26 protein-coding genes are annotated in these 23,907 nt (G+C 38.7%); 10 read left to right on the top strand and 16 right to left on the bottom strand.

Going from position 1 to position 23,907, the window contains the following annotated elements:
- Positions 1-96 precede the first annotated feature (96 nt).
- Both H7A25_25495 and H7A25_25490 read left to right on the top strand, forming a co-directional pair.
- On the top strand, positions 97-660 hold the full coding sequence (locus H7A25_25495; protein MCP5503278.1) for a TetR/AcrR family transcriptional regulator: 564 nt from the start codon (positions 97-99) through the stop codon (positions 658-660).
- A complete protein-coding gene (locus H7A25_25490) occupies positions 647-1,165 on the top strand; it encodes an AhpC/TSA family protein (protein MCP5503277.1) in 519 nt (172 codons plus the stop codon). The genes H7A25_25495 and H7A25_25490 overlap by 14 nt, the downstream gene beginning before the upstream one ends.
- Here H7A25_25490 and H7A25_25485 read toward each other — a convergent pair.
- On the bottom strand, positions 1,160-1,402 hold the full coding sequence (locus H7A25_25485; protein ID MCP5503276.1) for a hypothetical protein: 243 nt from the start codon (positions 1,400-1,402) through the stop codon (positions 1,160-1,162). The two genes, H7A25_25490 and H7A25_25485, sit on opposite strands and share 6 nt — an antisense overlap.
- Before the next feature lie 142 nt (positions 1,403-1,544).
- On the opposite strand from H7A25_25485, the gene H7A25_25480 reads away from it, so the two are divergent.
- The 4 genes from H7A25_25480 to H7A25_25465 all read left to right on the top strand — a co-directional run bounded on the left by H7A25_25480 (position 1,545) and on the right by H7A25_25465 (position 5,346).
- Positions 1,545-2,987 (top strand): circularly permuted type 2 ATP-grasp protein, encoded by a 1,443-nt coding sequence (locus H7A25_25480; protein ID MCP5503275.1) that lies wholly within the window; start codon positions 1,545-1,547, stop codon positions 2,985-2,987.
- Positions 2,988-3,028: 41 nt separating this feature from the next.
- Positions 3,029-3,958, top strand: coding sequence for an alpha-E domain-containing protein (locus H7A25_25475; GenBank protein ID MCP5503274.1), 930 nt, complete (start codon positions 3,029-3,031; stop codon positions 3,956-3,958).
- Between the two features lie 98 nt (positions 3,959-4,056).
- The gene (locus tag H7A25_25470; GenBank protein ID MCP5503273.1) at positions 4,057-4,596 is read left to right on the top strand and encodes a bifunctional (p)ppGpp synthetase/guanosine-3',5'-bis(diphosphate) 3'-pyrophosphohydrolase; all 540 of its coding nucleotides are present in this window, start codon (positions 4,057-4,059) and stop codon (positions 4,594-4,596) included.
- 9 nt (positions 4,597-4,605) lie between these two features.
- Positions 4,606-5,346, top strand: a complete 741-nt coding sequence (locus tag H7A25_25465) for an SDR family NAD(P)-dependent oxidoreductase (protein MCP5503272.1) — start codon at positions 4,606-4,608, stop codon at positions 5,344-5,346.
- Positions 5,347-5,424: 78 nt separating this feature from the next.
- Here the strand turns inward: H7A25_25465 and H7A25_25460 are convergent, their stop codons facing one another.
- From H7A25_25460 to H7A25_25450, 3 genes are all read right to left on the bottom strand, one after another.
- Positions 5,425-6,681, bottom strand: coding sequence for a sodium ion-translocating decarboxylase subunit beta (locus H7A25_25460; protein ID MCP5503271.1), 1,257 nt, complete (start codon positions 6,679-6,681; stop codon positions 5,425-5,427).
- Positions 6,682-6,684: 3 nt separating this feature from the next.
- Positions 6,685-8,475: a biotin attachment protein gene (locus H7A25_25455; protein MCP5503270.1), complete on the bottom strand. Its 1,791-nt coding sequence runs from the start codon at positions 8,473-8,475 to the stop codon at positions 6,685-6,687.
- A gap of 97 nt (positions 8,476-8,572) precedes the next feature.
- Positions 8,573-8,824, bottom strand: coding sequence for an OadG family protein (locus H7A25_25450; protein MCP5503269.1), 252 nt, complete (start codon positions 8,822-8,824; stop codon positions 8,573-8,575).
- 418 nt (positions 8,825-9,242) lie between these two features.
- On the opposite strand from H7A25_25450, the gene H7A25_25445 reads away from it, so the two are divergent.
- On the top strand, positions 9,243-12,443 hold the full coding sequence (locus tag H7A25_25445) for a hypothetical protein (protein MCP5503268.1): 3,201 nt from the start codon (positions 9,243-9,245) through the stop codon (positions 12,441-12,443).
- Positions 12,444-12,491: 48 nt separating this feature from the next.
- Here the strand turns inward: H7A25_25445 and H7A25_25440 are convergent, their stop codons facing one another.
- The 11 genes from H7A25_25440 to H7A25_25390 all read right to left on the bottom strand — a co-directional run bounded on the left by H7A25_25440 (position 12,492) and on the right by H7A25_25390 (position 21,466).
- Positions 12,492-13,238, bottom strand: a complete 747-nt coding sequence (locus tag H7A25_25440; GenBank protein ID MCP5503267.1) for a hypothetical protein — start codon at positions 13,236-13,238, stop codon at positions 12,492-12,494.
- A gap of 80 nt (positions 13,239-13,318) precedes the next feature.
- Positions 13,319-13,591 carry a barstar family protein gene (locus H7A25_25435; GenBank protein ID MCP5503266.1) on the bottom strand — a complete coding sequence of 91 codons (273 nt, stop codon included), beginning with the start codon at positions 13,589-13,591 and terminating at the stop codon, positions 13,319-13,321.
- Positions 13,588-14,019: a ribonuclease gene (locus H7A25_25430; protein MCP5503265.1), complete on the bottom strand. Its 432-nt coding sequence runs from the start codon at positions 14,017-14,019 to the stop codon at positions 13,588-13,590. Before H7A25_25430 ends, H7A25_25435 begins: the two co-directional genes overlap by 4 nt.
- 2 nt (positions 14,020-14,021) lie before the next feature.
- The gene (locus H7A25_25425; protein ID MCP5503264.1) at positions 14,022-14,948 is read right to left on the bottom strand and encodes a DUF4384 domain-containing protein; all 927 of its coding nucleotides are present in this window, start codon (positions 14,946-14,948) and stop codon (positions 14,022-14,024) included.
- A gap of 7 nt (positions 14,949-14,955) precedes the next feature.
- The gene (locus H7A25_25420) at positions 14,956-15,408 is read right to left on the bottom strand and encodes a hypothetical protein (GenBank protein ID MCP5503263.1); all 453 of its coding nucleotides are present in this window, start codon (positions 15,406-15,408) and stop codon (positions 14,956-14,958) included.
- A 58-nt stretch (positions 15,409-15,466) separates the two neighbouring features.
- Complete coding sequence (prfB, locus tag H7A25_25415) at positions 15,467-16,570, bottom strand: peptide chain release factor 2 (GenBank protein ID MCP5503262.1); 1,104 nt, start codon at positions 16,568-16,570, stop codon at positions 15,467-15,469.
- 78 nt (positions 16,571-16,648) lie between these two features.
- The gene (locus tag H7A25_25410; GenBank protein ID MCP5503261.1) at positions 16,649-17,008 is read right to left on the bottom strand and encodes a VOC family protein; all 360 of its coding nucleotides are present in this window, start codon (positions 17,006-17,008) and stop codon (positions 16,649-16,651) included.
- 98 nt (positions 17,009-17,106) lie between these two features.
- A complete protein-coding gene (locus H7A25_25405) occupies positions 17,107-18,405 on the bottom strand; it encodes a cyclic nucleotide-binding domain-containing protein (GenBank protein ID MCP5503260.1) in 1,299 nt (432 codons plus the stop codon).
- Positions 18,402-19,340, bottom strand: coding sequence for an alpha/beta fold hydrolase (locus H7A25_25400; protein MCP5503259.1), 939 nt, complete (start codon positions 19,338-19,340; stop codon positions 18,402-18,404). Before H7A25_25400 ends, H7A25_25405 begins: the two co-directional genes overlap by 4 nt.
- Complete coding sequence (locus tag H7A25_25395; GenBank protein ID MCP5503258.1) at positions 19,341-20,192, bottom strand: class I SAM-dependent methyltransferase; 852 nt, start codon at positions 20,190-20,192, stop codon at positions 19,341-19,343.
- A gap of 65 nt (positions 20,193-20,257) precedes the next feature.
- Positions 20,258-21,466 carry a hypothetical protein gene (locus H7A25_25390; protein ID MCP5503257.1) on the bottom strand — a complete coding sequence of 403 codons (1,209 nt, stop codon included), beginning with the start codon at positions 21,464-21,466 and terminating at the stop codon, positions 20,258-20,260.
- Positions 21,467-22,088: 622 nt separating this feature from the next.
- On the opposite strand from H7A25_25390, the gene H7A25_25385 reads away from it, so the two are divergent.
- The gene (locus H7A25_25385) at positions 22,089-22,292 is read left to right on the top strand and encodes a hypothetical protein (GenBank protein MCP5503256.1); all 204 of its coding nucleotides are present in this window, start codon (positions 22,089-22,091) and stop codon (positions 22,290-22,292) included.
- Positions 22,293-22,564: 272 nt separating this feature from the next.
- On the opposite strand, the gene H7A25_25380 is transcribed toward H7A25_25385, so the two are convergent.
- Positions 22,565-23,089 carry a hypothetical protein gene (locus tag H7A25_25380; protein MCP5503255.1) on the bottom strand — a complete coding sequence of 175 codons (525 nt, stop codon included), beginning with the start codon at positions 23,087-23,089 and terminating at the stop codon, positions 22,565-22,567.
- Between the two features lie 133 nt (positions 23,090-23,222).
- Here H7A25_25380 and H7A25_25375 point away from each other — a divergent pair, with 133 nt between their 5' ends.
- Both H7A25_25375 and tnpB read left to right on the top strand, forming a co-directional pair.
- Positions 23,223-23,531, top strand: coding sequence for a hypothetical protein (locus H7A25_25375; GenBank protein ID MCP5503254.1), 309 nt, complete (start codon positions 23,223-23,225; stop codon positions 23,529-23,531).
- A gap of 35 nt (positions 23,532-23,566) precedes the next feature.
- Complete coding sequence (gene tnpB, locus H7A25_25370) at positions 23,567-23,857, top strand: IS66 family insertion sequence element accessory protein TnpB (GenBank protein MCP5503253.1); 291 nt, start codon at positions 23,567-23,569, stop codon at positions 23,855-23,857.
- The last annotated feature ends 50 nt before the right edge of the window (positions 23,858-23,907 follow it).

Raw genomic sequence — 23,907 nt, 5'->3', positions numbered from 1 at the left:
ATACCAAAGATACTAAACGAAAGTTATTGAGGCAAGCTTTTTTTGCTTGACAAAATATAAATATATCAGTACCTACCAATTGGTAGGTAGATGTTAATGAATGAAACCAAAGAGAAATTATTAGACTGCGCCTTTTCTCTGGTACAACAAAGAGGTGTTAATGCTGTTAGCTATCAGGATCTGAGCGACAGAATTGGTATAAAAAAGGCTAGCATACATTATCATTTTCCTAAGAAGGAAGATTTAATCCTATCTTTACTGGATCGCTGCCAGAATAATTATGGAGCTGAATATGAAAGTATCGCTAACAGTAAGGATAAACCAAAAGTGAAGTTGGAGAGAATCGCCCAGATCTATCGATTGGGAGTTTTGGAAAACAAACTTTGTGTCATAGCCATGCTCAGTTCAGAGAAAGACTCACTCGAGCCCGAAACCCAGAATCATTTAGCCCAAGCGATAGAAGAAACCATTTGTATATTTGAAAAAATATTTATTCAGGCAAAAAGAGAAAAAGGCAAGCAGCCCAGGGGACCGTCAAAAGTACTGGCCCGGACGTTTTTCCATCTACTGATCGGAAGTCAGATCATGGCACGAAGCAGTAATACTCTTGAGAGTTTTGATAGCTCAATAGCTTTCTTTTTAAAAACTGTCTTTGATTAATTTTTTATATATAACCTACCTAACAACCGGTGCAGAGGTATCTTTAAGACATTTGCTGGAACAAGGTCCCGTAGTGATAAGCTTCTATAGAGGCGGGTGGTGCCCCTATTGCAATTTGGAATTGAGAGCATTACAACAGGCCCTGCCTGAAATAAAAAAACTCGGAGCACAGCTCGTCGCCATATCACCAGAAAGTCCGGATAATTCCCTAACAACAAAAGAAAAAAATGAATTGGAATTTCAAGTACTTTGGGATCAGGAAAATATCATTGGAAAGGAATACGGAATTGTTTTTGAATACCCGGAATACCTGGTGGAAGCATACCGGTCCTTTGGATTAAGCATCGCTCTCCGTAATGGATCCTCCAGGCATCAGTTGCCGATTCCTGCAACCTTTGTTCTGGATCAGGATGGAATTATACGCTTTGTCTTTGCAGAAGAGGATTATACTCTAAGGGTGCAGATTAAAGAAATCCTCGATTGTTTGCGGAAAATCAAATTATAATTCACTGAGTAAGTATTTGGGTAAGCCTCCCTTGTTTGTTTCTGCCTGCAAAAGCTCGGGGAGTCCAATCTGCCGGATTGAAATCCGGATTATGAATGATTTCATGAAAGAGGGCCTCAGGGTATTTCTGGGGTCAAGCTCACTTCCCGGTTTTGTGCTGTCTTCATGAAACTGGTATAGCATACTTCCCGGAATTTGAAAAGCTGGGGTTACCGAAGGCTTACATTTTTTCTTCACTTATTACTTCTATTGGCTCTATTCTTGCATTATAAGTGATATAGACAAATAAAGAAATTTTTGTAAATAATATAATCTACCTGCTTATGAATTAAGCAACAAGAAGAGCGATGTATTATTGCAAAGCAAGAGGGTAAAAAAAATGACAATCCCCGAGAACTACCCGGACGAGTTTATTTTTTATGATGAAATGTTTTCCGGTAAAAATATACCCAGACCTCATTATCAGGAAGTATATGAAAAAATTTCATCTATTGACATTCAGGGAATAAAAGAAAAGGAAAACTATGCCCGTCTTTCCAATATAAACCAGGGTATTACGTTTACGGTTTATAACGATGGAAAAGGTATTGAACGTATCTTTCCTTTCGATTTAATTCCAAGAATTATCCCCAGAAAAGAATGGGATTTGATTGAATCAGGTATCATTCAAAGAATCCAGGCTTTGAATCATTTTTTAAATGATATATATGGAGAACAGTCAATTATACAGGATGGAGTTATTCCTGAAAATATAATCCTAAGTTGCCCGGATTTTATCAAAGAGATGAAGGGCTTGAGAGTTCCACATGGAATCCATACCCATATTTCAGGAATCGATATTGTTCGAGATTCTAATGGAGAGTATCTTGTCTTAGAAGATAATTTAAGAACTCCATCAGGAATTTCTTATGTATTAGAAAACCGTATTACGATGAAACGCATCTTTCCTGAAATATTCAAAGAAAGTAATGTTCAAAGAATTGATAATTATCCTGCCCTTCTGCACGAGATGCTTCGAACGGTGGCTCCCAATAGTAGTGATAATCCAACGATTGTTCTTCTTACACCGGGAGTATACAACTCTGCTTACTATGAACACGTTTTCCTGGCATCTCAGATGGGAATACAACTGGCAGAAAATAATGACCTCTTTGTTTCGGATGACAGAGTCTATTTGAAAACGATTCGAGGGCCTCAGCAGGTTGATGTTATATACAAGCGGGTTGATGATATTTTCTTAGATCCCAAGGTTTTCCGACCTGATTCCCTATTGGGGGTTCCGGGACTTTTTGAGTGTTACAGGAAAGGCAATGTGTCTTTAGTGAATGCAATAGGAAATGGAATTGCGGATGATAAAGCTATTTATTCTTATGTTCCGGATATGATCCAATACTATCTTCATCAAACACCTATTCTCAAAAATGTTACAACCTATAGATTGGACATCGATGAAGAACGGGAAGAAGCTTTAAAAAATATCGATGAGATGGTCATCAAGTCAACCAACCAGTCAGGTGGTTACGGAATGCTCATAGGAAGTGCTGCAACACAGGAAGAGAAAGAAGAGTTCAAGAAAAAGATTCTTCAAAATCCAAGAAACTATATTGCCCAGCCAATTATAAAACTTTCTACCTCTCCCTGCTTTACAGGTGAAAGTGTTTCTCCAAGGCATATCGACCTTCGTCCCTTTGCCATTTATTCCCCTGCTGGAATTAAACTGATTCCCGGAGGACTCACAAGAGTAGCTCTGCGTGAAGGCTCCCTGGTAGTAAATTCCTCTCAGGGCGGTGGAAGTAAAGACACATGGGTGGTGAATATATGACTTTGACAATGTTAAGTAGAATTGCCGAAAACCTTTTTTGGATGGGTAGACTCATAGAAAGAGCCGAAGGTATAGCGAGGGCTCTTACCGTACAGTATTTTTCTACCCTTGAAGAGAATATAAACCCGACCTGGGAACCCATTTTAAATTCTGTCGGGCAATTGGAGCCTTTCTTTGAAATTCAGGATCTGGCGAGTCCGGCAAATGTAATTGAATATCTAATCTTTTCCGAAACAAATCCCAGCTCAGTTTTTCAGTGCATTAGTAAGGCCAGGGAAAACGCAAGGGGAGTTAGAGAAATGATTTCTAAGGAAACCTGGGAGATTCTTAACGTCACATTTCATGAAATCGAGAATTACAGCCGGGAAAAAAAAGAACAGATCAAAAATAAACCGGATGGGCTTTTTCTATTTTTGAAAGAGCGAAGTTTTTTATTCCAGGGAGTAACGGATAACACGATGTTTCGAGGAACAGGCTTTCATTTCCTCGAAGCCGGTAAATTCATTGAACGCGCCGATCAAACGGCCCGTATTCTGGACGTTAAATACCACATTCCCTTGAAACGGATTGAAGATGTGGGTAACCCTGTAGATATATTCCAGTGGAAAGCTTTGCTGGACTCTATCGGGGCCTATGAAGCCTACCTGAAATGTTATGGTACTAAGATTTTACCCATTCAGGTAGCCGAGCTTCTTATCTTCAACAAAGAAATGCCCCGCTCCCTGATTTTTTGTATGGATAAGGCCCTCATCTCGGTAAGAGAAATTTCTCAGGAAATTAGCCGAGAAAAGGGTAGTATGTATATGAATAGAGCTGAACAGAAACTTGGCAAGTTGTATTATCAATTAGCTTATAGCAATATAGAAGAAATATTTTTCTTCGGTTTGCATGAATACCTCACCAATTATATCAACGATTTGATAGGACTCGGAAGTCAAATGAATTACACCTTCTTCGGATATAGTTACTGAGGCACTCTTTAAATTTACCCTTACTTACCTTTACACCCCGGTTTTTCCGGGGTATTTTTTTACTTGAAGCTTCACGAGTAAAATTTTCCGATGCCTGTATGTGGTCACAGGAATCATACAGAAAAGCTCTTTTTTTTGCTGCTTCATATCATGCAGAACAGAAATATCCGGGAACTGAGTTTCCCTATCTTATACACCTGAATCTTGTTGCTTCAGAAGTGATAGCTTCTTTTTCTTATACAGAGGCTAAAAATGAAGATTTAAGTCTCTGTGCAGCCTTATTACACGACGTATTAGAAGATACAAACTGTACCTTCAAAGCCCTTAGTATTGAATTTGGTAAAGAGATTGCCGATGGAGTTTTAGCACTCAGTAAAAATAAAGAACTCCCCAAATCAGAACAAATGCGGGATTCACTACAAAGACTTTTACAGCAACCGATAGAAATACAAAAAGTTAAACTGGCCGATAGAATCACTAATTTATCAAGTCCTCCCCCTTACTGGACGAAAGAAAAAATCAAAGAATATAGAGAAGAAGCCAGGGTAATTTATGAAACCCTTAAACACGCAGACGTATACCTGGCTTCACGTTTACTTTCAAAAATCCAGGACTATGCAATTCACTTAAATAATTAGGAAATCTATATGGAAAAAATTTTACTTTTGGGTGCGAGTTCTACAATCGCTGCTGATATGGCCCGCCTATATAGAAAGCAGGGAAAAAAGCTTTTTTTAGTAGGGCGAAATCCGCAAAAAATAGAAGCTCTCTCCAATGAACTGGGAAGTTCGATATTGGGTACAGCCAATATCGACTTTAATAATTTCGAGGAAGTTCCCGAGTTTATAAATAACATTATCCAAACCATGAGAAGTATAGATCTCGTTATCATAGCACATGGAGATTTAGGAAACCAGTTAAAATCCGAAAAAAGTTTTGTTCATGCAAAAGATATTTTTTATACAAATTGCCTTTCTGTAATTTCTCTTTTGATTCCGATAGCTAACTTTATCGAAAAACAGGGTTTTGGCCAAATTGCAGTTATTGGTTCTGTTGCCGGGGAAAGAGGCAGGCCCAGGAATTATACCTATGGTGCAGCCAAAGGTTCTATACAAATATATCTTCAGGGGTTACGTTCCAGGTTGTGGAAAAAGGGAATCGGGGTTCATTATATCAAGCTCGGCCCGGTGGATACTCCCATGACTACCCACCATGAAAAAAACTTTTCTTTTACAAGCTCAGCACTGGCAGCCAGAAAAATTATAGAAGCTATTGAGAAAAATAAGAAAGAAGCTTACGTTCCCGGTTTCTGGTATTTTGTTATGTTAGCCGTTCGTAATATGCCCGAAATGATTTTTCAGAAGTTAAAATTCTTATCAGGAAGGTAAAATATAGTCGGAATTTTTTTATTGGCGAGCCATCGGTGACTCGCCTGCTTCTTTTTCCCTATACCCTATAGAAAACTTTCAGGTTAAAGTTGAAAGTAGTACTCCCGCTGCCACAGCCGAACCAATTACTCCCGACACATTTGGTCCCATAGCGTGCATGAGTAAAAAGTTATTCGGATCTGCTTTTAAGCCTTCATTATGTGAAACCCTTGCAGACATCGGCACAGCCGAAACACCGGCAGAACCAATAAGGGGATTTATTTTTTCTTCAGCAAATAGGTTCATCAGCTTGGCCATGAGAACTCCTGAAGCAGTTCCTATAGAGAAAGCAATCACACCCAGAAATAAAATACCCAGAGTTTCCCACTTTAAAAATTTATCAGCCGATAATTTGGTCCCTACTCCCAAACCTAAGAATATGGTCACAATATTGATAAGAGCATTCTGAGTTGTATCGGAAAGTCTATCCACTACACCGGAAACGCGGAGAATATTACCCAGCATGAAAAAACCAATTAAAGGTGCTGCCGATGGAAGAAATATTACGCATAACATAAGAACAGAGAGAGGAAATATGATTTTTTCCCGTTTGCCCACGTAACGTAATTGCTTCATCTTTATTTTCTTTTCGTTCTCGGTAGTCAGTAAACGCATGATAGGGGGTTGAATAATCGGAACCAGAGCCATATAAGAATACGCTGATACAGCAATAGAACCCATTAAATCTGGGGACAACTTGGAGGACAAGTAAATCGCCGTTGGCCCATCTGCTCCCCCGATAATTCCTATAGCAGCTGCATCCTTCAGATCAAAGTTAATAGCAGGAAAAACTTCGGATAGAAGAATTGCTCCGATAAGGGTTAAAAAGATTCCTACCTGTGCAGCCGCTCCGAGAAGAGCTGTCTTCGGATTGGCTATCATAGGTCCGAAGTCGGTCATGGCACCTACTCCCATAAAAATCACCAGAGGGAAAACACCGGTTTCGATTCCTATCTTATACACATAGTGGAGAATCCCCCCTTCCGTACTAATACCTGCAAGAGGAATATTAGACAGAAGGCAACCAAAACCTATAGGCAGCAATAACAGGGGTTCAAATTGCTTCTTTATAGCCAAAAACAGAAGCAGTAAACCTACAAGAAGCATAAACAGGTTTCCGAAACCTATCCCATCGGTAGAAGCGAAGAATGCATACAGGCCTGTGGAAGTCCAGAGGTTTTCCAGAATCTTTGAAAAACCCGGAAGCTGTGTCACATCAGGTCCGGCTGCGAAAAGCCCGGCCGTGAAGATAGAATATACAAGACTTATATAAAGAATCTTAATTAAGAATTTCATACATTAGCCTTTTTGTATATATAGAAGTGTATCATCCGTTTGAACGACATCTCCTTTCTTAACTACGACTTCTTCAATAGTACCGGAACTGGGAGCTGCTATTTTTGTCTCCATTTTCATAGCTTCAATAATGATAAGAGTGTCTCCCTCTTTCACCGAAGCACCGGCTTCCACCAGAACCTGGTATATGTTACCGGGTAGACTGGACTTCACCTCTACAGATTCGCCTTTACTCTTCTTTGGTTCTTCTGCTTTCTTAATGGAGGCAATTTCCCCTGTGTCTTCTTCCAATACTACCTTATATTCCTTGCCATCTACGGTGACTTTATACTGAGAAGGACCTGAAGCTTTTACGGTTTTTGGTTTAGCAACCTCTACCGGCTTTTTCTCTTCAGCTACATTTTTCTTTATGTTTACTGTATAATTTCCTTTTAAGAAATCCAGTCCCTTATTTCCACCCGGAGTTGCATGAGCTCCAACAATGAAAATGTTTTCTTCGGTTACAGGAAGTCCCTCTTTTTCTAATATAGCTTTTGCTAACGGAATTCCCGGTTCCAGAATCTCTACCGGGTCACCGTTAAAAACAGAAAGACCGAGCTGTTCAGCGGCAATCTTTACGATTTCCGGATCCGGAGGGAGGGGAGTTTTTCCGAAGTATCCGAGGACCATTTTACCATAACCATCGATAATTTTCTTCCAGCGCCCCTGTGTTACGTTAGCATAGGCCTGTTGAAAATAAAACTGGGATACAGGTGTAACCGAAGTTCCAAATCCACCTTTCAGGATACAATGCCCCATTTCTTCAATAACTTTCGGAAAAAGATGCAGAGTATTTGTGTCCCGCATCATCATTGTATTGGCTGTATAGGCTCCACCCGGCATGGGAGAGTATAAGACTTCAGGAGTTAATGCCATTGCTTCCGGTGGGAAGAAATAGTCCTTGAGACATTCTTTCACGGCATCATTTGCCTTCAGAATTTTATTTGTATCGATATCGAGTGTAAATTGGGTACCTTTTAATACATGCGATAAAGCTAATAAATCGGGTTGAGAAGTTCCGCTCGAAATAGGAGATCGTGCAAGACAAACCCCATCGATACCGGCTTCTATGGCTGCTTTGTACTGACTGATCCCGATTCCAGCCGTATCGTGCGTGTGTATCCACAATAAAGCATCTTTGCCAAGAGTATTTCTGGCTCTTTTTACAGTTTCATAAATAGTGGCCGGATTTGTAATACCGGATGAATCCTTAAAGCAAATAGAATCAAAAGGAACACCTGTATCGAGCATATCCTTTAATATTTTCATATAAAACTCAGGGTCATGAGAACCACTTACACCGGGTGGAAGTTCCATAATTGTAATACAGGCCTGATGATGAAGACCGGCTTTTTTTATAACTTCTCCCGAATATTTCAAGTTACGCATATCGTTCAGTGCATCAAAATTTCGAATATGACTGATTCCGTGACGTTTGAACATCCTCGCATGAAGGTCTATCATATCTTTGGGTTGTGCACTTAAGGCTACCACACTGATTCCCCTTGCAAGGGTTTGCAGATTTGCATCCGGACCGGCGGCTTCTCTAAATCGGTCCATCATGGTGAAAGCGGATTCCCCACAGTACATAAATAGACTCTGAAACCTCGCTCCTCCTCCCGCTTCAAAATGTGTAATACCGGCTTCTTTTGCAATAGAAACTGCATCAATGAAATCGTCGGTTAAAACCCTGGCGCCAAAGAAAGATTGGAAGCCATCTCGAAATGTTGTATCCTGAAATAAAATTTTTTTCATGCAAATTCTCCTTTTTTAGTAAATGACTGTATCTTCCCAAAATACAAATTAGCTTTTTGTTTGTTTATCAATAGGCAGTAAGGAAGATATTTCTATTTTATAATTTCTGCCTGTGTGCGTGTATAGCCGCGGTAATGGCTGCGATCAAATTCTTATCATCGAGCGTATCTTTTTCTTTACTGAGGGTTCTTTTTTTAAGGGAAGCCGCTTTTTTTAGCTCCTCTTCTTCTTGTAAAGTATTCTTTTTACTGAATTTATAAATGAGTTGGATGGCGGCTACAAGCAGAAGAAGGTAAAGATAAACAACGCTGAGGCCGAGAATGGTTAGCTTAATTCCTTCAAAGATCATACAATTCCTCCTAACAGGAATCCTTACCATCATTTTACATCCATTCTTTCTGTCAATCATGGAAAAATGAACAGACCGTCTTTTTATATTTTATATACAAAAAAAACAACAGCCCTTTTCTTACGTCGCGGAGGAATTCCCTGTCATAGTATTAGTCCAGTCGACGCTTACCCACCTTCACGATTAGTTGAACATTCCTTTTATAATAAAATACTGAATTACTACTGTCATATTCATATATAGAAACTCCGCATGGCTCGGAGCTGGGAACTTCTTTTCTTTCTCCGAAATATTCAATCTTTTGAATACAGGCATTATCTTCTTTTCTTCACGTTTAAAGGAAGAAAAAAAGGGTAAGGAAACCTAAAGATAAAAGCCGGAAAAAATTTCATGAGAATAAATTGTTTGACGGGTTTTTATGAAAGATTTTTTTATAGCCATGAAGTTTTACTTTCGTATCCTGTTTTTACTTTGCTTTTTTCTTATGTCCTGTGCTCAAAAAGAAAAACAGGTAAAAGTTCCGAAAGCAGTTAGAGGTCTTTTAGACCTTTCTTCTTTATCAATAGAAGAGGATACTGTAGTTTCTCTCTCCGGAGAATGGGAATTTTACTGGAAACAATTTTGTCAACCCAACTATCCTCACAAAAAAGGTGAACTACAATGTAGTTCGGACAAAGCGGCCCAACTCCCGGTTTTTTTACCTCTTCCCTCCGAATGGCAGAATTACGGTTTTCCGGTCAGGGGTTTTGGAACTTATCGATTAAGAATAATCCTTCCTAAAACCTATCCTTCCCTGAGTCTTTTTATGACTGATGTTGGAACGGCTTATGTTATCTACTTAAATGGAAAATTAATTTCTTCGAATGGTGTACCGGCTAAAACCAGGTCAGAATCCAAACCTTACATGAAACATCGCTATTTCGATATAAACTCTTATCTTAATCATCATCGAGTCGGAGAAGAAATTGAGCTTCTGATTCATGTATCTAATTTTCATTATGCAAATGCAGGAATCTGGGATAAAATTCAGCTTATTTCCCGGAAGGGAGAAAAGAAGAGCAGGATCCATAAGATGATCCTCGATATTGTTGTTTTTAGCTCTATTCTTATTATGGGGCTTTATCACCTCGGACTTTTTTTTAGTCGGCGCAAAGATTATTCACCTTTATACTTCGGAATTTTTTGCATCCTGATTGCTCTACGAACTGTATCTATATCCGAACGCTACATTCTTGATGTTTTTCCTTATATGCCTTTTCCCCTGGTTCATAAAATTGAGTATATAAGCTTTTATTATGGATGCCTTACTTTTTTACAATTTTCACGGGCCCTCTTTCCTGTTGAATGCCCTAAAAAGGTTTATCGCCTATTCTTTCTAACAATAGTACCTTTTATTCTTTCTGTTATCTTTTTAGATATGCAGGCGTATACAGGTACTTTACAATATATGCAAATTATTTTGCTATTAGAGATCATTTTTTTAATATACATGATTACTTTAGCAGTTTTGCATAAACGACTTGGTGCAAAACTATTATCACTCGGTTGGCTTTTTTTCTCTATCGCAATTATTAATGATCTATTAAAAAGCAGGAGTCTCGTATTTACTCCTTATCTTTCGAGTTATGGACTTCTTATTCTTATCGTTTTTCAAGCTACTGTTATTTCCAGGCGCTTTGCTTATAGCTTTGAACAAACAGAAAAATTATCTTTTGCCTTGAAACATAAATCCGATCGTCTCGAAGAAACAGCTCTTGAACTCAAAAAACTTACCGAAAACCTTGAACTCAAGGTTCAGGAAAGAACCAAAGATCTCGAAGACTCGAAGTCTGAAATTGAAACCTTAAACCAGTTTACCAGTTTGATTAACTCTCATTCAGATCTGAATGTAATCTTTATTGAAATTTCCAAATATGTATATGAAAAATTTCATATAACAGCCAGCTGCTTATTACTACCCGATGAAAATGGAGAAAATTTACAGACATTTAAAGCTTTTAGTTACGATAAGCTATCTGAACAAAAATATCAAAAATTGTTAAATTCTAAAATTCCTATTAATTCCAGAGGGGGAATTATTTATTTGATCTGGAAAAAACAAAAGCCATTCTACCTTTCTGAAACATCTAAATTAAAAAAAATGAATATAGCGGAAGAGCTTTGGACTAGCCTTATAGGAGCTTCATTTCTTGCTGTCCCTCTATGTCTAAAAAATCAATCCATAGGTCTATATGGTTTTTCTAATTTATTGAAACCTATGAATTTATCTAAAACCGATATTTTGGCTATCAATTCTTTTTGTGCCCACATTTCTGGAGTGATTTATAATGCCAGTCTTTTGCGGCAAACAGAAGAAGCCAAAAGAGAAATTGACAAGCAAAGAAAACAAACAGAAGAATTAAATCAGCTAATAAAGAGTTTAAACGAAGAAGTTGATTTAAAAGAAAAAACTAAAAAGTTCTCTGATTATATATTCCGTACTTATAAGATAAAACATTATGCTTTATATATTACATCCAAGGATAAAAAATTTATAGAACTTTTGAATGCAAATTTTCCTGCGCATATAACGAAAGAAGACAGGCAGATGATAAAAAACTCACTTATTCCAATTGATACTGAGATAGGAGCACATTCATTCACATTCAAATACAAGAAACCTTTCTATATTCCAAATATACGTTCAGAAAGGTCTATAAAGAATAGTACAAAAGAAGAGTTATTCGTCATTGAAACCTGCAAATGGGATTCCATGCTCATGCTACCACTGATTTTACAGAATGAACCCATTGGAATTTTAGACTTTACTAAAGAAGGTAAAATGGATCTTTCGAGAGATGAAATTAACAAACTTTCAATTCTCGCGGAACAAATCGCAGGAATCATTAATTCCTCAAACCTATTTGAACAGTTACAAATAGAAAAAGAAAAAGTTAACAAAGCCAGAGAAGATGCAGAAAAGGAAAGAGATAAGTCTGAAAAGTTACTCTTAAACATTCTTCCCAGGGATATTGTAAGAGAACTCAAGCAAAAGGGAGCAACGGAACCTGTACACTATGATTCCGCTTCTGTGATGTTTACGGATTTTAAAGGATTTACAGGTATCGCCGAGTCTTTAAGTCCATCGGAACTTTTGAAAGAGCTGGACAAATATTTCATAGAATTTGATAGAATAATAGAAAAATATAATTTAGAGAAACTTAAAACAATAGGTGATAGTTATATGTGTGCTGCCGGAGTCCCACGCAGTACCAAAACTCATGCGAAGGATTGCATTTTAGCTGCCCTGGAAATACAGGAGTATATGCTAAAAACAAATGTGCAAAAAAAAGAACAGGGACTTGAGGCCTGGGAACTTAGAATTGGAATCCATTCGGGTCCCCTGGTAGCCGGAGTTATCGGTAAGAAAAAATTTGCTTATGACCTCTGGGGAGATACGGTAAATATTGCATCTCGCATGGAATCAAGTGGTTATCCGGGAAAAATCAATATCAGCGGTGTTACTTATGAATTAGTAAAAGATTTTTTTGACTGTGAGCATAGAGGAGAGGTTGCTGCTAAAAATAAGGGTATGATACAAATGTACTATGTGAGTAATGTTAAATTCAGATATTCTTAATTATTACTGGTAATCTTTTTTATCACCACACTTGTTATTTAAGTATATTTATTTGGCACGGAGATTTATTTCGCGGGATAGACCGAAGCGAAAAAAGGTAGAACGAGCATATAATTGCCTTGGTAAGAGGTTATAACTATTATAAAACTGCACTTTCACTTCATTGAAAGCTGTTGAGTCTCCACTTACTTCACAAAAAATATACATATTATAAAAAATAGGATCTTCCAAATGTTTACCAAGATTATAACCCGTGAGAAAAGACCAACCACCAACCACCTTTTCTCTGTCTTTAACATTAGAAATTATAGTGTTTCCATTGGAAATAAGCAAACTATAATTCGACTTACCTATATAGGGACCGAGAGCAATAAAGAAAGCTTCGCTTCCGAAATATCCCATGTATAAAGTTCCGAAGTAACGATATTCAGTAAAAATGAAGTCAAGCCGCTTTGAGAAAATAGGAGGAATGGGAAATAAGTGATTGGAAAAAGCAGCAAGAGGATCTATGTAGCTGATTCCATTATCCGGGTAGTTTAATAGAGTACCTCTTCTTGTAAGTGGAGAACTGAGAGCGAAATTAAAAGCGAAAACTGAATCTAAGAATGTATCCCCCGGAAAAGGAATGGATGTGGGTCTTCCTCCACCTATAAAAAGACGTCCCACACTATTTGCTTTTAAAAAATGTATTTCTTCTCCATTCTCTCGAATATTGGGATCCATGTTTAGAGCAACTTGAAAAGGAGATGCTTTGCTATAGAATTCAAGACCGTTAGATTCTATAGCAAGAGACACATTAACCTTGAATAGCTCATTCAGATCAACAGCCCTAAGTGAGAATGCTAAGAAGATGCTAAAGCTAAAGAAAAAAAAAATTAAGATAAAACATTCAGAGAAAATTCACTTTCTTCTTCTTCGAAATCTTCAAACACTCTTCGAATTTCTTTAACTTTATTTCCTAACTTATTCTTCGATTCTCCGTAACCGGACCAGCTTAAAGTAGCCGGAAGTTCAATATCGCGTAAACAATCCCAGAGAGCATCCAAATTTTTTCCATAATAAGAAGGAAAGCTAAACGCCGTAGCTATAGACTTATGTAATTCATCAATAGAACGAATAGAAGCCGTATTCAGGGAATATTGTTTCATCGGATTTCCTCAAACGTTTTATAGTGGTTTTCTGTTTTATAAATATACACATTTTTATTCCCCTGAGTAAGACAAAAGACGATTCGTTTTGCTCCCCTTGTTCCACCCTTATAATCGATATCAGCTTCATACCACCGGGTTCTGTTTCCGCATTTATTTCGAGGCAATTTTCCTTCCCTGTTTCCAAAATAATCTCCTCCGATACTTTTTCCGGGCAACACGGTCCAGAGGTTTCCCTTTCTTGGATTCCAACCCCTGCGGCTTGCTTCACTTTTTCTAATATAATTCGAAGGAAGCTTCTTATTCACTTTTAAATAGGAACTAACTTCCTGGAATGAACTGGGTAACCTTACATCTTTTGAAGCTAACGAAAATGTAGCTAAAAAAAAGAGTAAAAAAAGGCTAAGTTTTTTCATGTTTTGTATCATCCTTATTTTATGATTTGGAAAGAAATTCTTTCCGAGCTAAAACCTTTTAGCTTCTTATCTTTTACTTTTACAGAAATCCCTCTGTATAAAGCCGAATTTTCTCTACCTATAGACCGGAAGACTTCGTTCCTACCGGGATGTTTTCTCGGTAAAGGTTCTGATTCATCTGAAGTGGCGATGGCCTGTATATGTTCAAAGCCCGGTTCTCCATTTATAATCCAATCGAAATCATCATCGTTTTCCGGGAAACGGTATAGCTTACCGAGACTTATTTTTTTATTCTTTGTGAATTTGTTGGGATAAATCTGGATAATCTGACCTTTCGTATCTACTGAATAAAGTTTTAAATAACACTCTTTAAGGCTTTCATCTTTAGACTCCACCATAAACTCAAGTTGAATCTTATCATTGATTTTATAATTTTTCTTATCCAGCTTCAAACGAATAAGAAAAGGACTATCAGGGTTATCCATAGAATCGAGAATACTCAGAAGTTCATTCATCGAATAAGACAGTTTTTTTATCGCCGATGCAAAGGAACTATCCTGAATTGTTTTTCCACCTATAATGAGTCCGCTTTCTGTTTTCATCAACCTTGCTGCTATCGTATAAACTGTTTTTTTAGAAGAAGTTTCTTTTACAATATCACCAATAAGAATATGGGTAGAACCAAGTAGCTTTCCTGCTTGCAAGTAGGCTTCATTTTCATAAAGACCTGTCTGTGCGTTTTTTACTTCGTCAAGGGCCTTGTTCAGTTGAGATTTTTCCACCAGCCTGTATTTACGGTACGAAGCCAGTTGGGAAGTTAAAAGGGAAGCTGCTTTTTTACCCTCATCTTTACCTCCTCCTTCAAAGGGAAAGATTCCGACAACAGGTTTTTCAGCAAAAATTTGTATGCAAAAGAAAAAAAATAGCAAAAGAAAGCGCATGACGACCTCAGTTCAGGGAATTTAGACTTGTTTCCAGAGAAGCTTTTTCGCTATCAAAATTCAAATATAAATTTTCTCCTTTCACTTTTAAAATAGCACAGGAAAAACTTAAAAAATAAACTTCCTCTTTATTTTTTATGGCAGAGGTAAATACGGGTAGGCAACGCTTGGCTTTTTCTTTTCCGTAGGCGGGCTCATTTTTCTGCAAAATCTGGTTTAATAGATTTATTATCTCCGGTTTCAAGGAATCCGTTTTAAACGTTGCTACTTTCTCCGGATCTACCTCTTCGAGACTCGGAGCAAAGCGGTAATAAATAACTTCTTTTTTTTTGGGAACAATCTGGATTTGTCTTTCTCGGAAAGGAGTAGAAGCTGTAAACGCAGTTTTTGGCTGGGCGCTGCACTGAAAGAGAAAAAGTAGTACCAGATATAATCTGATAAATAAGTATAAAGAGTTCATGAATTCCTCCGGTCTATAGGCAATAGATACACAGAGGCAAATAAAATTCTTCTTTTTTTTAGAGAGATTTGAGATAAGCCATAATAAAAGGCTCCAATTCTCCATCCATGACCGGACTAATATTGGCAGTTTCGAATTCGGTACGATGGTCTTTTATCAGGTTATAGGGATGAAACACGTAGCTGCGGATCTGGGAACCCCAGGCGATGTCTTTTTTCTCCCCTGATTTTTTTTGGAGTTCTTCTTCGGCTTTTTCTTTTTCCATTTCATAGAGTTTGGCTTTCAACATTTTCATAGCAGTGGCCCGGTTCTTAATCTGGGAACGTTCATTCTGGCACTGTACGATAATATTGGTGGGAAGGTGGGTAATTCTCACAGCCGAGTCGGTAGTATTGACGTGCTGTCCTCCTGCACCGGAAGAGCGATAGGTATCGATTTTTAGGTCTTTTTCATCAATTTCGATATCAATTTCCTCGTCTACATCGGGGGTTACATGAACCGCGGTAAAAGAAGTGTGTCGGCGTTTATTAGAGTCAAATGGAGAAATTCGTACCAGACGGTGGATTCCATTCTCACCTTTTAAGTATCCAAAGGCATAGTCTCCCTGGACATAAAGGGTTACGTTTTTAATTCCAGCTTCTTCCCCTTCCTGATAGTCAATAATATCAAACTTATAGCCTTTCTTCTGAAAATAACGGCTGTACATTCGAAATAGCATCTCGGCCCAATCCTGACTTTCGGTTCCACCGGCTCCCGGATGGATGTTAAAAAAAGCTCCCCGGCTATCATCCGGTCCGTTTAAAGCACCCAACAGCTCCAGATCTTCTAATTTTTCCGAAAGTCTTTCATAATCCCGGTTTAAATGTTCAAGTCCGGCTTCTCCTTCTTCTTCAAGGGTCATTTCTACCAGATCGGGGAAATCATGGATTTCCTGGCGGATTTCGAGCCAGGGAGCCAATTTCCTTTCCAATTCGGTCTTAGTCTTTGTCACCTGTAGGGCTTTCTCCGAGTTCTCCCAGAGAGCGGGATCTTTGGCCTGTTCTTCGTACGAAAGCATTCTGTCATAGTCAGTCTGAAGATTCAGGCTTTTCCACCTTTTCTGGAAGTTTTCTAAGATTTCTTTAGAAAGTTTAATAAGTTCTTTAGCCGGTCTGATTTCCATATTATATACCTTAAAATAAAAAAACAAGCTTTCATTCGGTTATTCAGAAATCCGATAGGGCTTGTTTTTTAAAATACTTCAGTTGTAAAAGATTTCTATGAGGTTGTTATCAGGATCTCCAAACAGCAGGTATTCTCCTTCTCCGGACACTTCCGGACCTTCAAAAATTTTTAAACCTCTCACTTCCAGCTCCTGAATGGCTTCTGTAAAATCGTCTACGTCCATTCCAAAACTCATGACAGGTTGTCCCATTGCGGTCAGGTGGTTTTCTACCTTTTCTGTTTTCACGAGTTTTATCTTGAATGGTCCGAAGGAGAGAAAGCTATTCGTATCATCTTTTTCCAGTTCTTCAAAATCAAAAACATCTGTGTAAAACGCTATGGATCTCTGTAGATCGGTAACGGCAACGCTTATATGGTCTAAACCTTCAAGTATCATTCTTTAACCTGTTCTTTTTTTGAACATGTTCGATTTGAAGCATTGCCTTGTCTATTTAAAAACAATTGCCCGAAATATTTTCCTCAGAATCCGCTTTTCTACAGGGCCTGGTTTCTTAAAATAAGCCTTTTGGTGAGAAGTCTCGCCAGAAATACACCGGCATAAGGATATTTTTTAATCATAGTGATAAAACCGGTTCGAGAAATAGGAACGAGAGTAGAGTGGGTTTTGGCTCTCACTGTTCCCGTTCTTTTATTATGGTGTAAAAAGGCCATTTCTCCAATAAAAACATCTTCCGGACCGAGCAGGGCGATTTCCTTCTCGTTTACATAAACTCCGAGTCTTCCGCTTATGATATAGTAAAAAAAGTCGCTCTCTGAACCGGCTTCGAAAAGAAGTTCTCCGGGTTTTAAATGGATGAATTTCCCATTTCCGAGTTTAACCAGCTCATTCTCTCTCCGATAAAAGCGGTTCTGGTTATGAAAAAGAAGGCTGACCCGGTTCCCTTTTCTATTATATTTCATCCGGTCTACAAAATTACGGGTCATTAAAATCCCGCGTCCATGCGTTAAAAGCAGGCTGGCTTCAGAAGTTGGACTGGGAAGTTTGTCAACTGAAAACCCATCCCCTTCATCAGCTATCGTAAAAACAGCTCTTTTTGCATTAATATCATAGTATATCAGAACCTTTTTGTCTTTATTTTCCGGTAGTTCAGTGAGTTGCTTGAGATAACCGGAAATACTGCCTCTTTCGTCGAGAAGTCTGGTCTTGGTTTCATAGCCGAGTTTACAATTTCCATGCTCAACCGAGTTGGTAATCATCTCATGTAGACAGATAGAAATCCTGGTATAACTCTCAAGGTTCCGAAAACCTGCTGTATAGCAGAGTTCGATAATCTGGTTTGTGACTTCCGGAATTTGAGAAGGTAGATTCGGAAGGATAATTTTTCCTTTTTCATGCAGGGTATTTTCCAGAAGAAACTGTTCGGATTCAAAAATAGAAAAATTTTTTGCGATTACCTTGATTACAGTAGGAAGTTTATAGAGAATTTCCTTGCAAAAAATAATATCAGCAACCCCCAATTCCAGAAGGCTATTCATTTCCCGGCGATTTAAGGTTTTTGCCAGAATGATAATGACTGTACCGTGTAGCCAGGGGTCGTCATGAATTTTTCGAATCGTTTCTTTAATTCGTTCCCCTTCTTCATCGTATTCTAAAAGAAAAATGCGACTGGTTGATTGTCCGTAGGTTAAGAAATCTACAGCTGTCTCCAGTTCTTCAAAAATCTCCGAACAGTACTGGTATTCATCCGTTTCGGAAAATTCTTCACTTCTTTTAACTTCTTCAATAATTTCAGGTAAGGTTGCGTAAACGGTATAGGATATTCGTGCATTCATTCGTAAAGGGCTCTTGTAAAGGTTTTTGAAATTTGTTCGGCATAAGCCTTTTTTTGATGGTTCCATATCCGGCAATGCCCGGCACCTTCCGCCTTATAAAAGGTTTTTTCCTTGATAGGTAGAGCCTGAAAAATATCCAGACCGTGCTGGAAGGGTATTGTCTTATCCTCCGTTCCATGACTCACAAGAACGGGAATTTCCGGAAAGTCTTTTAAGTTTTCCCCGGGTTGAATCATTCCCGGTTCAAATTCATTATATACTTGCATCCAAAAATAACTCAATCTCAGAAGAAAATAAGGTAGTTTTTTTGCTGTAGGATTTTCTTCGATTAATCGTTTCAGGCTAAAAAAGGGGTTTTCGAGGACAAGAGCTTTTACTCTACCCTTCCAGTCTTTATGGCTTAACAGGACGGCTGAAGTTCCGGCAGAAGAAGCAAATACATAGATATTTTTTGCTTTTTTCTCTGCGAAAGATAAAACCTTTAAAAAGCCTTCTTTTTCTTTGAACCCATAGGAAATACCTTTTCCATCGTTATAAGATTCGCCATGATTGGGAGAGTCGTATAACAATACGGAATAACCTGCCTTCAAAAAGGTAGATACGTATTTATAGCCGTTTCTGCGGTCTCCACCCGCTCCATGAACAAAGAGAAATAAATGTTCGGAACCCTTTTCTTTGGGAAAAAACCAGCCTCTGAGGAAGGAATCCCTGTAAGGGATACGAATCGGCTCAAAGGGGATTTCTAAGGCCAACTCAGGATTTGAAATACAGAGTTTGGGAGCAGATTGGATTTGTTCGGAAGAGCATTCTTTTCCCAGGCCCGGATGGTACCAGGGAGGACGGGTGACTAAAGAAGCTAAATAAATCCCGGAGAACAAAGGAAATAGAAGTATCAGGAAAAGAACAATAAATACTATCCATTTCCATTTTTTCATCTACTGCCTCCTGATGGTAGCAAAAAGGGTATTATTCAGGTTGATATGATGAAAGCTTGCTTCCCAGAGAAAATGGGTAATATAATAGAAAGAAAGCTTGGCCAGTTTACCCAGAGAGCTTTTACTTCCGGAAACCGAGAGAATGGGTTTTAAAACATAAAATTCCGGCCTCTTAAATCCGCATTGCAGGGCCAGGTGGCTGAGACTTTCCCGGGTATAATTATTTATATGGTCTTTTGCTTCAAGGTAATGCACTCCTTCCCTCATCCCTTTTAACAGGACTTTAAGCCTCGCTTTAAAAAGTTGAATCGGAAAGTTAGGTGTCTGTAGAAAGAGGATTCCGTCAGGCTTTAAGAGGCTGTGCAGGTAGTTCAGCAAGGACTGGGGCCTTGGAATGTGTTCAATCACATCCCAGAGAGTAATAATATCGAGACTTCCTTTTTCAATCCCGCTGGATTGAACCATGCCCTCAAAAACGGTATCCTGCCCATTTTTTTCCCGGGCAAATTTTACTGCCCTCGGAGACATTTCATATCCTTTCACTTCCCAGCCGGGAAAGGTTTCCCGAACATGCTTCACAAAAAAACCCAGACCGCAGCCCACATCCAGAAGCCGACCTTCTTTCTTATGAATGAAAGTAGAACTGAACTGTTCATAAATTGGCCTGTGAGCCAGATCCCACCAGTCCAGATCGAAATCTTCTCCTTCATCCCAGTAGCCGGCATAATGTTCTTCCTGCTCATAGGTAGAATACGTATGTCCGCAGTTCTCGCATCGGACAATGGGAATTCCATTTTCATTAAAAACTTCCCTATACTTATCGCTTAAACAGAGATAACAATTCGTATTCACTTTATCTGCTTCCCTTTTTCAAATTTATTTTGTCCATTGGATAGACTGGCTCTAATTTGTATGCCTTATTTCTTTTGATTCAAATGGGCTCCGGTTTTGTAGGGAGCAAGGTGCTTCACTCTCGGAATTGAAATTTTGATTTCAGATGCACTTCCGGCAGGACGCAGAGAAATCACTTTGCGCTCTCCTGTTTCGATGCCCGGAAGATGAGCCGGAGCCTGACTTTTTTGATTTGTCGGTTTATAGGGACTCGGAGTAATGGCTCTCGAATAGGGAGTTCCGCCATTATCCTGAACAGGAGGAGCAGTTGCAACCTGTGGTTTGGGCTTTTGAGCTTCTAACCTGGAAAGGATGTTTTTCGCTAATTTCAGTTCTATGAAATTGGGTTCCGAGGTAAGTTTCCATTCTCTATAATAAAAGCGAGAGCCCTGTAGTCCCGATGGAAAATTAACCTGTCCTCCTGGTTTGCTTTCCCCTTCTTTAGGTGGAGCCGGGTTTAAACGTTCCAGATCAACTCTCATCCTGGAAGTATAATATTCTTTCTTTTTTTCATTTTCTAATTTTATATTCTCTTCTAAAAATTTTAACTTCTCTTCCTCTGTAGCTTTCGTAAGCCAGGGGTTTTTATCTACAAACAGGTTCAGTTTTTTTTGCAGGCTTCCTTCCTTTTCCTGAATATCTTTTTGAATACCGGAAAAGATCTGGGTCTGGATATCCGGACAGGGAGTTTCATTTGGATCCCGGTTTTTATCACAGACTTCTGCCATGAAGGGTTGAAGATACGTCAGTTCGATATAGGCACTTATGAAAGATTCGTGCTCCGGAAGTTTCTTTAAAGATATTAACTGAGGAAGTGTTGAATCTCTGAAACTCAATTTCAGAGGACTTGATGAGGAATTTTGCTTTTGAACCTCATGAATCAGGAGAGGTTTTTTTATTAGGATTTCTCCACGAGAATTACGAATTATAAGAGAATGTTCCAGAATTCTTCCTTTTTGAATTTCCTCTACAAGATGAAAGCCGGACTCTTTGTCCTTGATTTCTACAATGAAGTAAGGTTTACCGGACTTATCTTCTTTTACCTCAATAAATTTTTCATCCTTCTGAGGAGAAATACGAATAGCTTTAAGGGATAACTTATCTGGATAAACGGGATAGTCAGAAATAAACTTTTCATTTTTTAACAGGAAGTTTTTACAGTTATTAAGTAAAAAGAAACTCATAAAAAAAAGAAATAGGACTCCCATGGGAGGACGTGAAATCATAAAATTCATGATTTCAGGGATGAAGCTTCCAGATTAATTTTCAACAAAAAAACCACCCGGAATTTAAACTCCATGGTATAGTAGTTTTCGGATAAACAGATTTTGAAGTAAGCAAGCCAGCTTTTTACCTATTCCCCGGCCCCTTGGCTTCGGCTCAGACTTACGTCATCGCTCAGCCGGCGGGCGGCTACTGCCCTTCGGCTACTCTACGAACCGCGAGCCAACGGCGAGTCGAAGTATAGCCCGATAAGAAAAGCTTACGCTTGCTACCCTTATTCTATATTTTTAAACTTACTTTCTATTAGACCGAATAATTTTTGTCTGTAGCTTGACTTCGGTATTCCCTTCAGCCGGACGCTGTGCGCATGCTCAGCAACCACATCCGGCTGGGAAAAAAGGGCACCGCCCTGTGCTTGGCTTCGGCTCGTTTCACTCTCTCAGCCAGCGCAGAGCGACCCCTGAGCAAGCGAAGCGCGTCGAAGGGTAGATTATTTATTTTATTTTCTTTTTTTCAAGGACTCCGGGTTTCTCCTGTCATGCCATACGGCTATAATCGAAACCAAAGTTTCTTTGAGAACATAATAGAGGGAGAAAGGAAAACGCTTTAGTCTTGTTTTCTTCACAGTAGGAGATATATTGCTATGCGTCTCTACAGTGCTTCACCTATAGGTACAATGTGAATAAGCTTGTATATTATGAACTATTTCACGATCTAGAAGAAGCTATCCATAGAGAAAAGCAGATAAAAGGATGGAGAAGATCTAGGAAAATTGATTTGATTGAGTCTGTGAATCCTGAATGGAAGGAACTTTTTGATGATATGGTGTTTGAGTAAACTACGTCATTCTGAATTGAGCGTAGCGAAAATGAAGAATCTCACTGGGTTTTGCATGGTGCTTGTCCTTGTGGGATCCTTCACTACGTTCAGGATGACGTGGTAGTGTCGTGGGATGAGAATACGTCATTCTGAATTGAGCGTAGCGAAAATGAAGAATCTCACTGGGTTTTGCATGGTGCTTGTCCTTGTGGGATCCTTCACTACGTTCAGGATGACGTGGTAGTGTCGTGGGATCCTTCGTCCTACGGACTCAGGATGACGCGTGGTAGCTACGCCAGCATACTCATCGCCCTACTCCACATGGCTACGAGTGTCCAGGCTGTACCGCTGACTAGGAAGCCTATCAGTGCCCACTTTAGTGCATCTTTTGCTGCAGAGAAACCACCCTCGCCTCCTGCTCTGATGTACTTGATACCTGCTACGAATACACCCAGTATCGCTGCTACGAAAGCCATGCGATAAAAGAATGTAACGATACGGTTGATCCAGTTTAGGATAGACCACTCACTACGACCTTTGGATCTAAAGTCTAGGATCTCCTGAGCATGGAATGGTGCACAGTCGATATTGTATTGCAATACTCCTCCGTCCTCTGCATTGCCTGTCTTGATAGTACCGTCTTTGTTTTCACAGTTGGCATATATCTGACGGTTGAAGGATTCTTGTACTTTTTTTTCGTCTTTTTTCTCCAAAGGATTAGCAGTGTCTGATGATGTATTCTCTTGTGCAAATATAAAGTCTGTTGGCAGAAGTGTGTTGAATATTAATACAATTGTAAATATTTTTATAATCATTCTATAACTATTATTATACAAAAAACATCTAGATATAGTTTTTTAGATTGATCTTTATTATAAATTATTTTCTAATGTAAGCGTATCATGAACCCACCTTCCCAAATCCTGGGAACCGTGTTACACTGGCTTCATGAAGACAATACAAAACTGGGAAGAACATATCGAGAACTGGCAGGCAAGCGGCAAGAGCTGCATGGCCTATTGTAAAGAGCATAGTCTATCTTATTCATCCTTCAGATACAATCTGAAGAAGTCTACAAAACCCGTAAAGGTAAGTCCAAAAGAATATCCCTTCGAAGACCTCGGATTTTTGGAATACGAACAAAAGGAAGAGAACTCAGAACAAAGTCCTCTATTGAGTATCAGTGTCAATCAGGAAGGGATGATAGAATGTAAGATAAATCTAAGATTCCAAGTTATGATTTGGGATTTCTCATGAGACGTCGTGTATTTATACGTCCTGGAGTGACGGATATGAGAAAATCAATAAATACACTTACTCAGTTGGTTCAGACAGAAATGAACTTATCACCCTTTGATAAGAGTCTGTTTATATTCTGCAATAAGCGCAAAAACATGTTGAAAGTCTTATATTGGGATAAGAATGGGTTTTGTCTCTGGCAGAAGAAACTGTCCAAACAAAAGTTTCCCTGGGTCAATACGGATGAGGAAGTAAAAGAGATTTCAAATCAACGCTTGCTCTGGTTACTTAAAGGAATAGATTTTTTTAAGGAGCATAAAGAAGAAAAATATCTAAAAGTATAAAATAATTCTTTACAGATGGTATGTGGGAATAAACATATCATCTGTAATAT

It is taken from the genome of Leptospiraceae bacterium (assembly GCA_024233835.1).
Lineage (GTDB): Bacteria > Spirochaetota > Leptospiria > Leptospirales > Leptospiraceae > JACKPC01.
The sequence above is the reverse complement of the archived record's forward strand: the minus strand, read 5'-3'. Positions and strand labels throughout refer to the sequence as shown.

Bases quoted from the DNA above. Each gene is read 5' to 3' on its own strand.
- H7A25_25465 (MCP5503272.1), top strand. From the start codon at position 4,606: ATGGAAAAAATTTTACTTTTGGGTGCGAGTTCTACAATCGCTGCTGAT.
- H7A25_25400 (MCP5503259.1), bottom strand. From the start codon at position 19,340: ATGAAAAAATGGAAATGGATAGTATTTATTGTTCTTTTCCTGATACTT.
- H7A25_25435 (MCP5503266.1), bottom strand. From the start codon at position 13,591: ATGAAACAATATTCCCTGAATACGGCTTCTATTCGTTCTATTGATGAA.
- H7A25_25480 (MCP5503275.1), top strand. From the start codon at position 1,545: ATGACAATCCCCGAGAACTACCCGGACGAGTTTATTTTTTATGATGAA.
- H7A25_25410 (MCP5503261.1), bottom strand. From the start codon at position 17,008: ATGATACTTGAAGGTTTAGACCATATAAGCGTTGCCGTTACCGATCTA.
- H7A25_25470 (MCP5503273.1), top strand. From the start codon at position 4,057: ATGTGGTCACAGGAATCATACAGAAAAGCTCTTTTTTTTGCTGCTTCA.
- H7A25_25375 (MCP5503254.1), top strand. From the start codon at position 23,223: ATGAAGACAATACAAAACTGGGAAGAACATATCGAGAACTGGCAGGCA.
- H7A25_25475 (MCP5503274.1), top strand. From the start codon at position 3,029: ATGGGTAGACTCATAGAAAGAGCCGAAGGTATAGCGAGGGCTCTTACC.
- H7A25_25425 (MCP5503264.1), bottom strand. From the start codon at position 14,948: ATGCGCTTTCTTTTGCTATTTTTTTTCTTTTGCATACAAATTTTTGCT.
- H7A25_25430 (MCP5503265.1), bottom strand. From the start codon at position 14,019: ATGATACAAAACATGAAAAAACTTAGCCTTTTTTTACTCTTTTTTTTA.
- H7A25_25460 (MCP5503271.1), bottom strand. From the start codon at position 6,681: ATGAAATTCTTAATTAAGATTCTTTATATAAGTCTTGTATATTCTATC.
- H7A25_25445 (MCP5503268.1), top strand. From the start codon at position 9,243: ATGAAAGATTTTTTTATAGCCATGAAGTTTTACTTTCGTATCCTGTTT.
- H7A25_25495 (MCP5503278.1), top strand. From the start codon at position 97: ATGAATGAAACCAAAGAGAAATTATTAGACTGCGCCTTTTCTCTGGTA.
- H7A25_25405 (MCP5503260.1), bottom strand. From the start codon at position 18,405: ATGAATGCACGAATATCCTATACCGTTTACGCAACCTTACCTGAAATT.
- prfB (MCP5503262.1), bottom strand. From the start codon at position 16,570: ATGGAAATCAGACCGGCTAAAGAACTTATTAAACTTTCTAAAGAAATC.
- H7A25_25380 (MCP5503255.1), bottom strand. From the start codon at position 23,089: ATGATTATAAAAATATTTACAATTGTATTAATATTCAACACACTTCTG.
- H7A25_25390 (MCP5503257.1), bottom strand. From the start codon at position 21,466: ATGAATTTTATGATTTCACGTCCTCCCATGGGAGTCCTATTTCTTTTT.
- H7A25_25455 (MCP5503270.1), bottom strand. From the start codon at position 8,475: ATGAAAAAAATTTTATTTCAGGATACAACATTTCGAGATGGCTTCCAA.
- H7A25_25420 (MCP5503263.1), bottom strand. From the start codon at position 15,408: ATGAACTCTTTATACTTATTTATCAGATTATATCTGGTACTACTTTTT.
- H7A25_25450 (MCP5503269.1), bottom strand. From the start codon at position 8,824: ATGATCTTTGAAGGAATTAAGCTAACCATTCTCGGCCTCAGCGTTGTT.
- tnpB (MCP5503253.1), top strand. From the start codon at position 23,567: ATGAGAAAATCAATAAATACACTTACTCAGTTGGTTCAGACAGAAATG.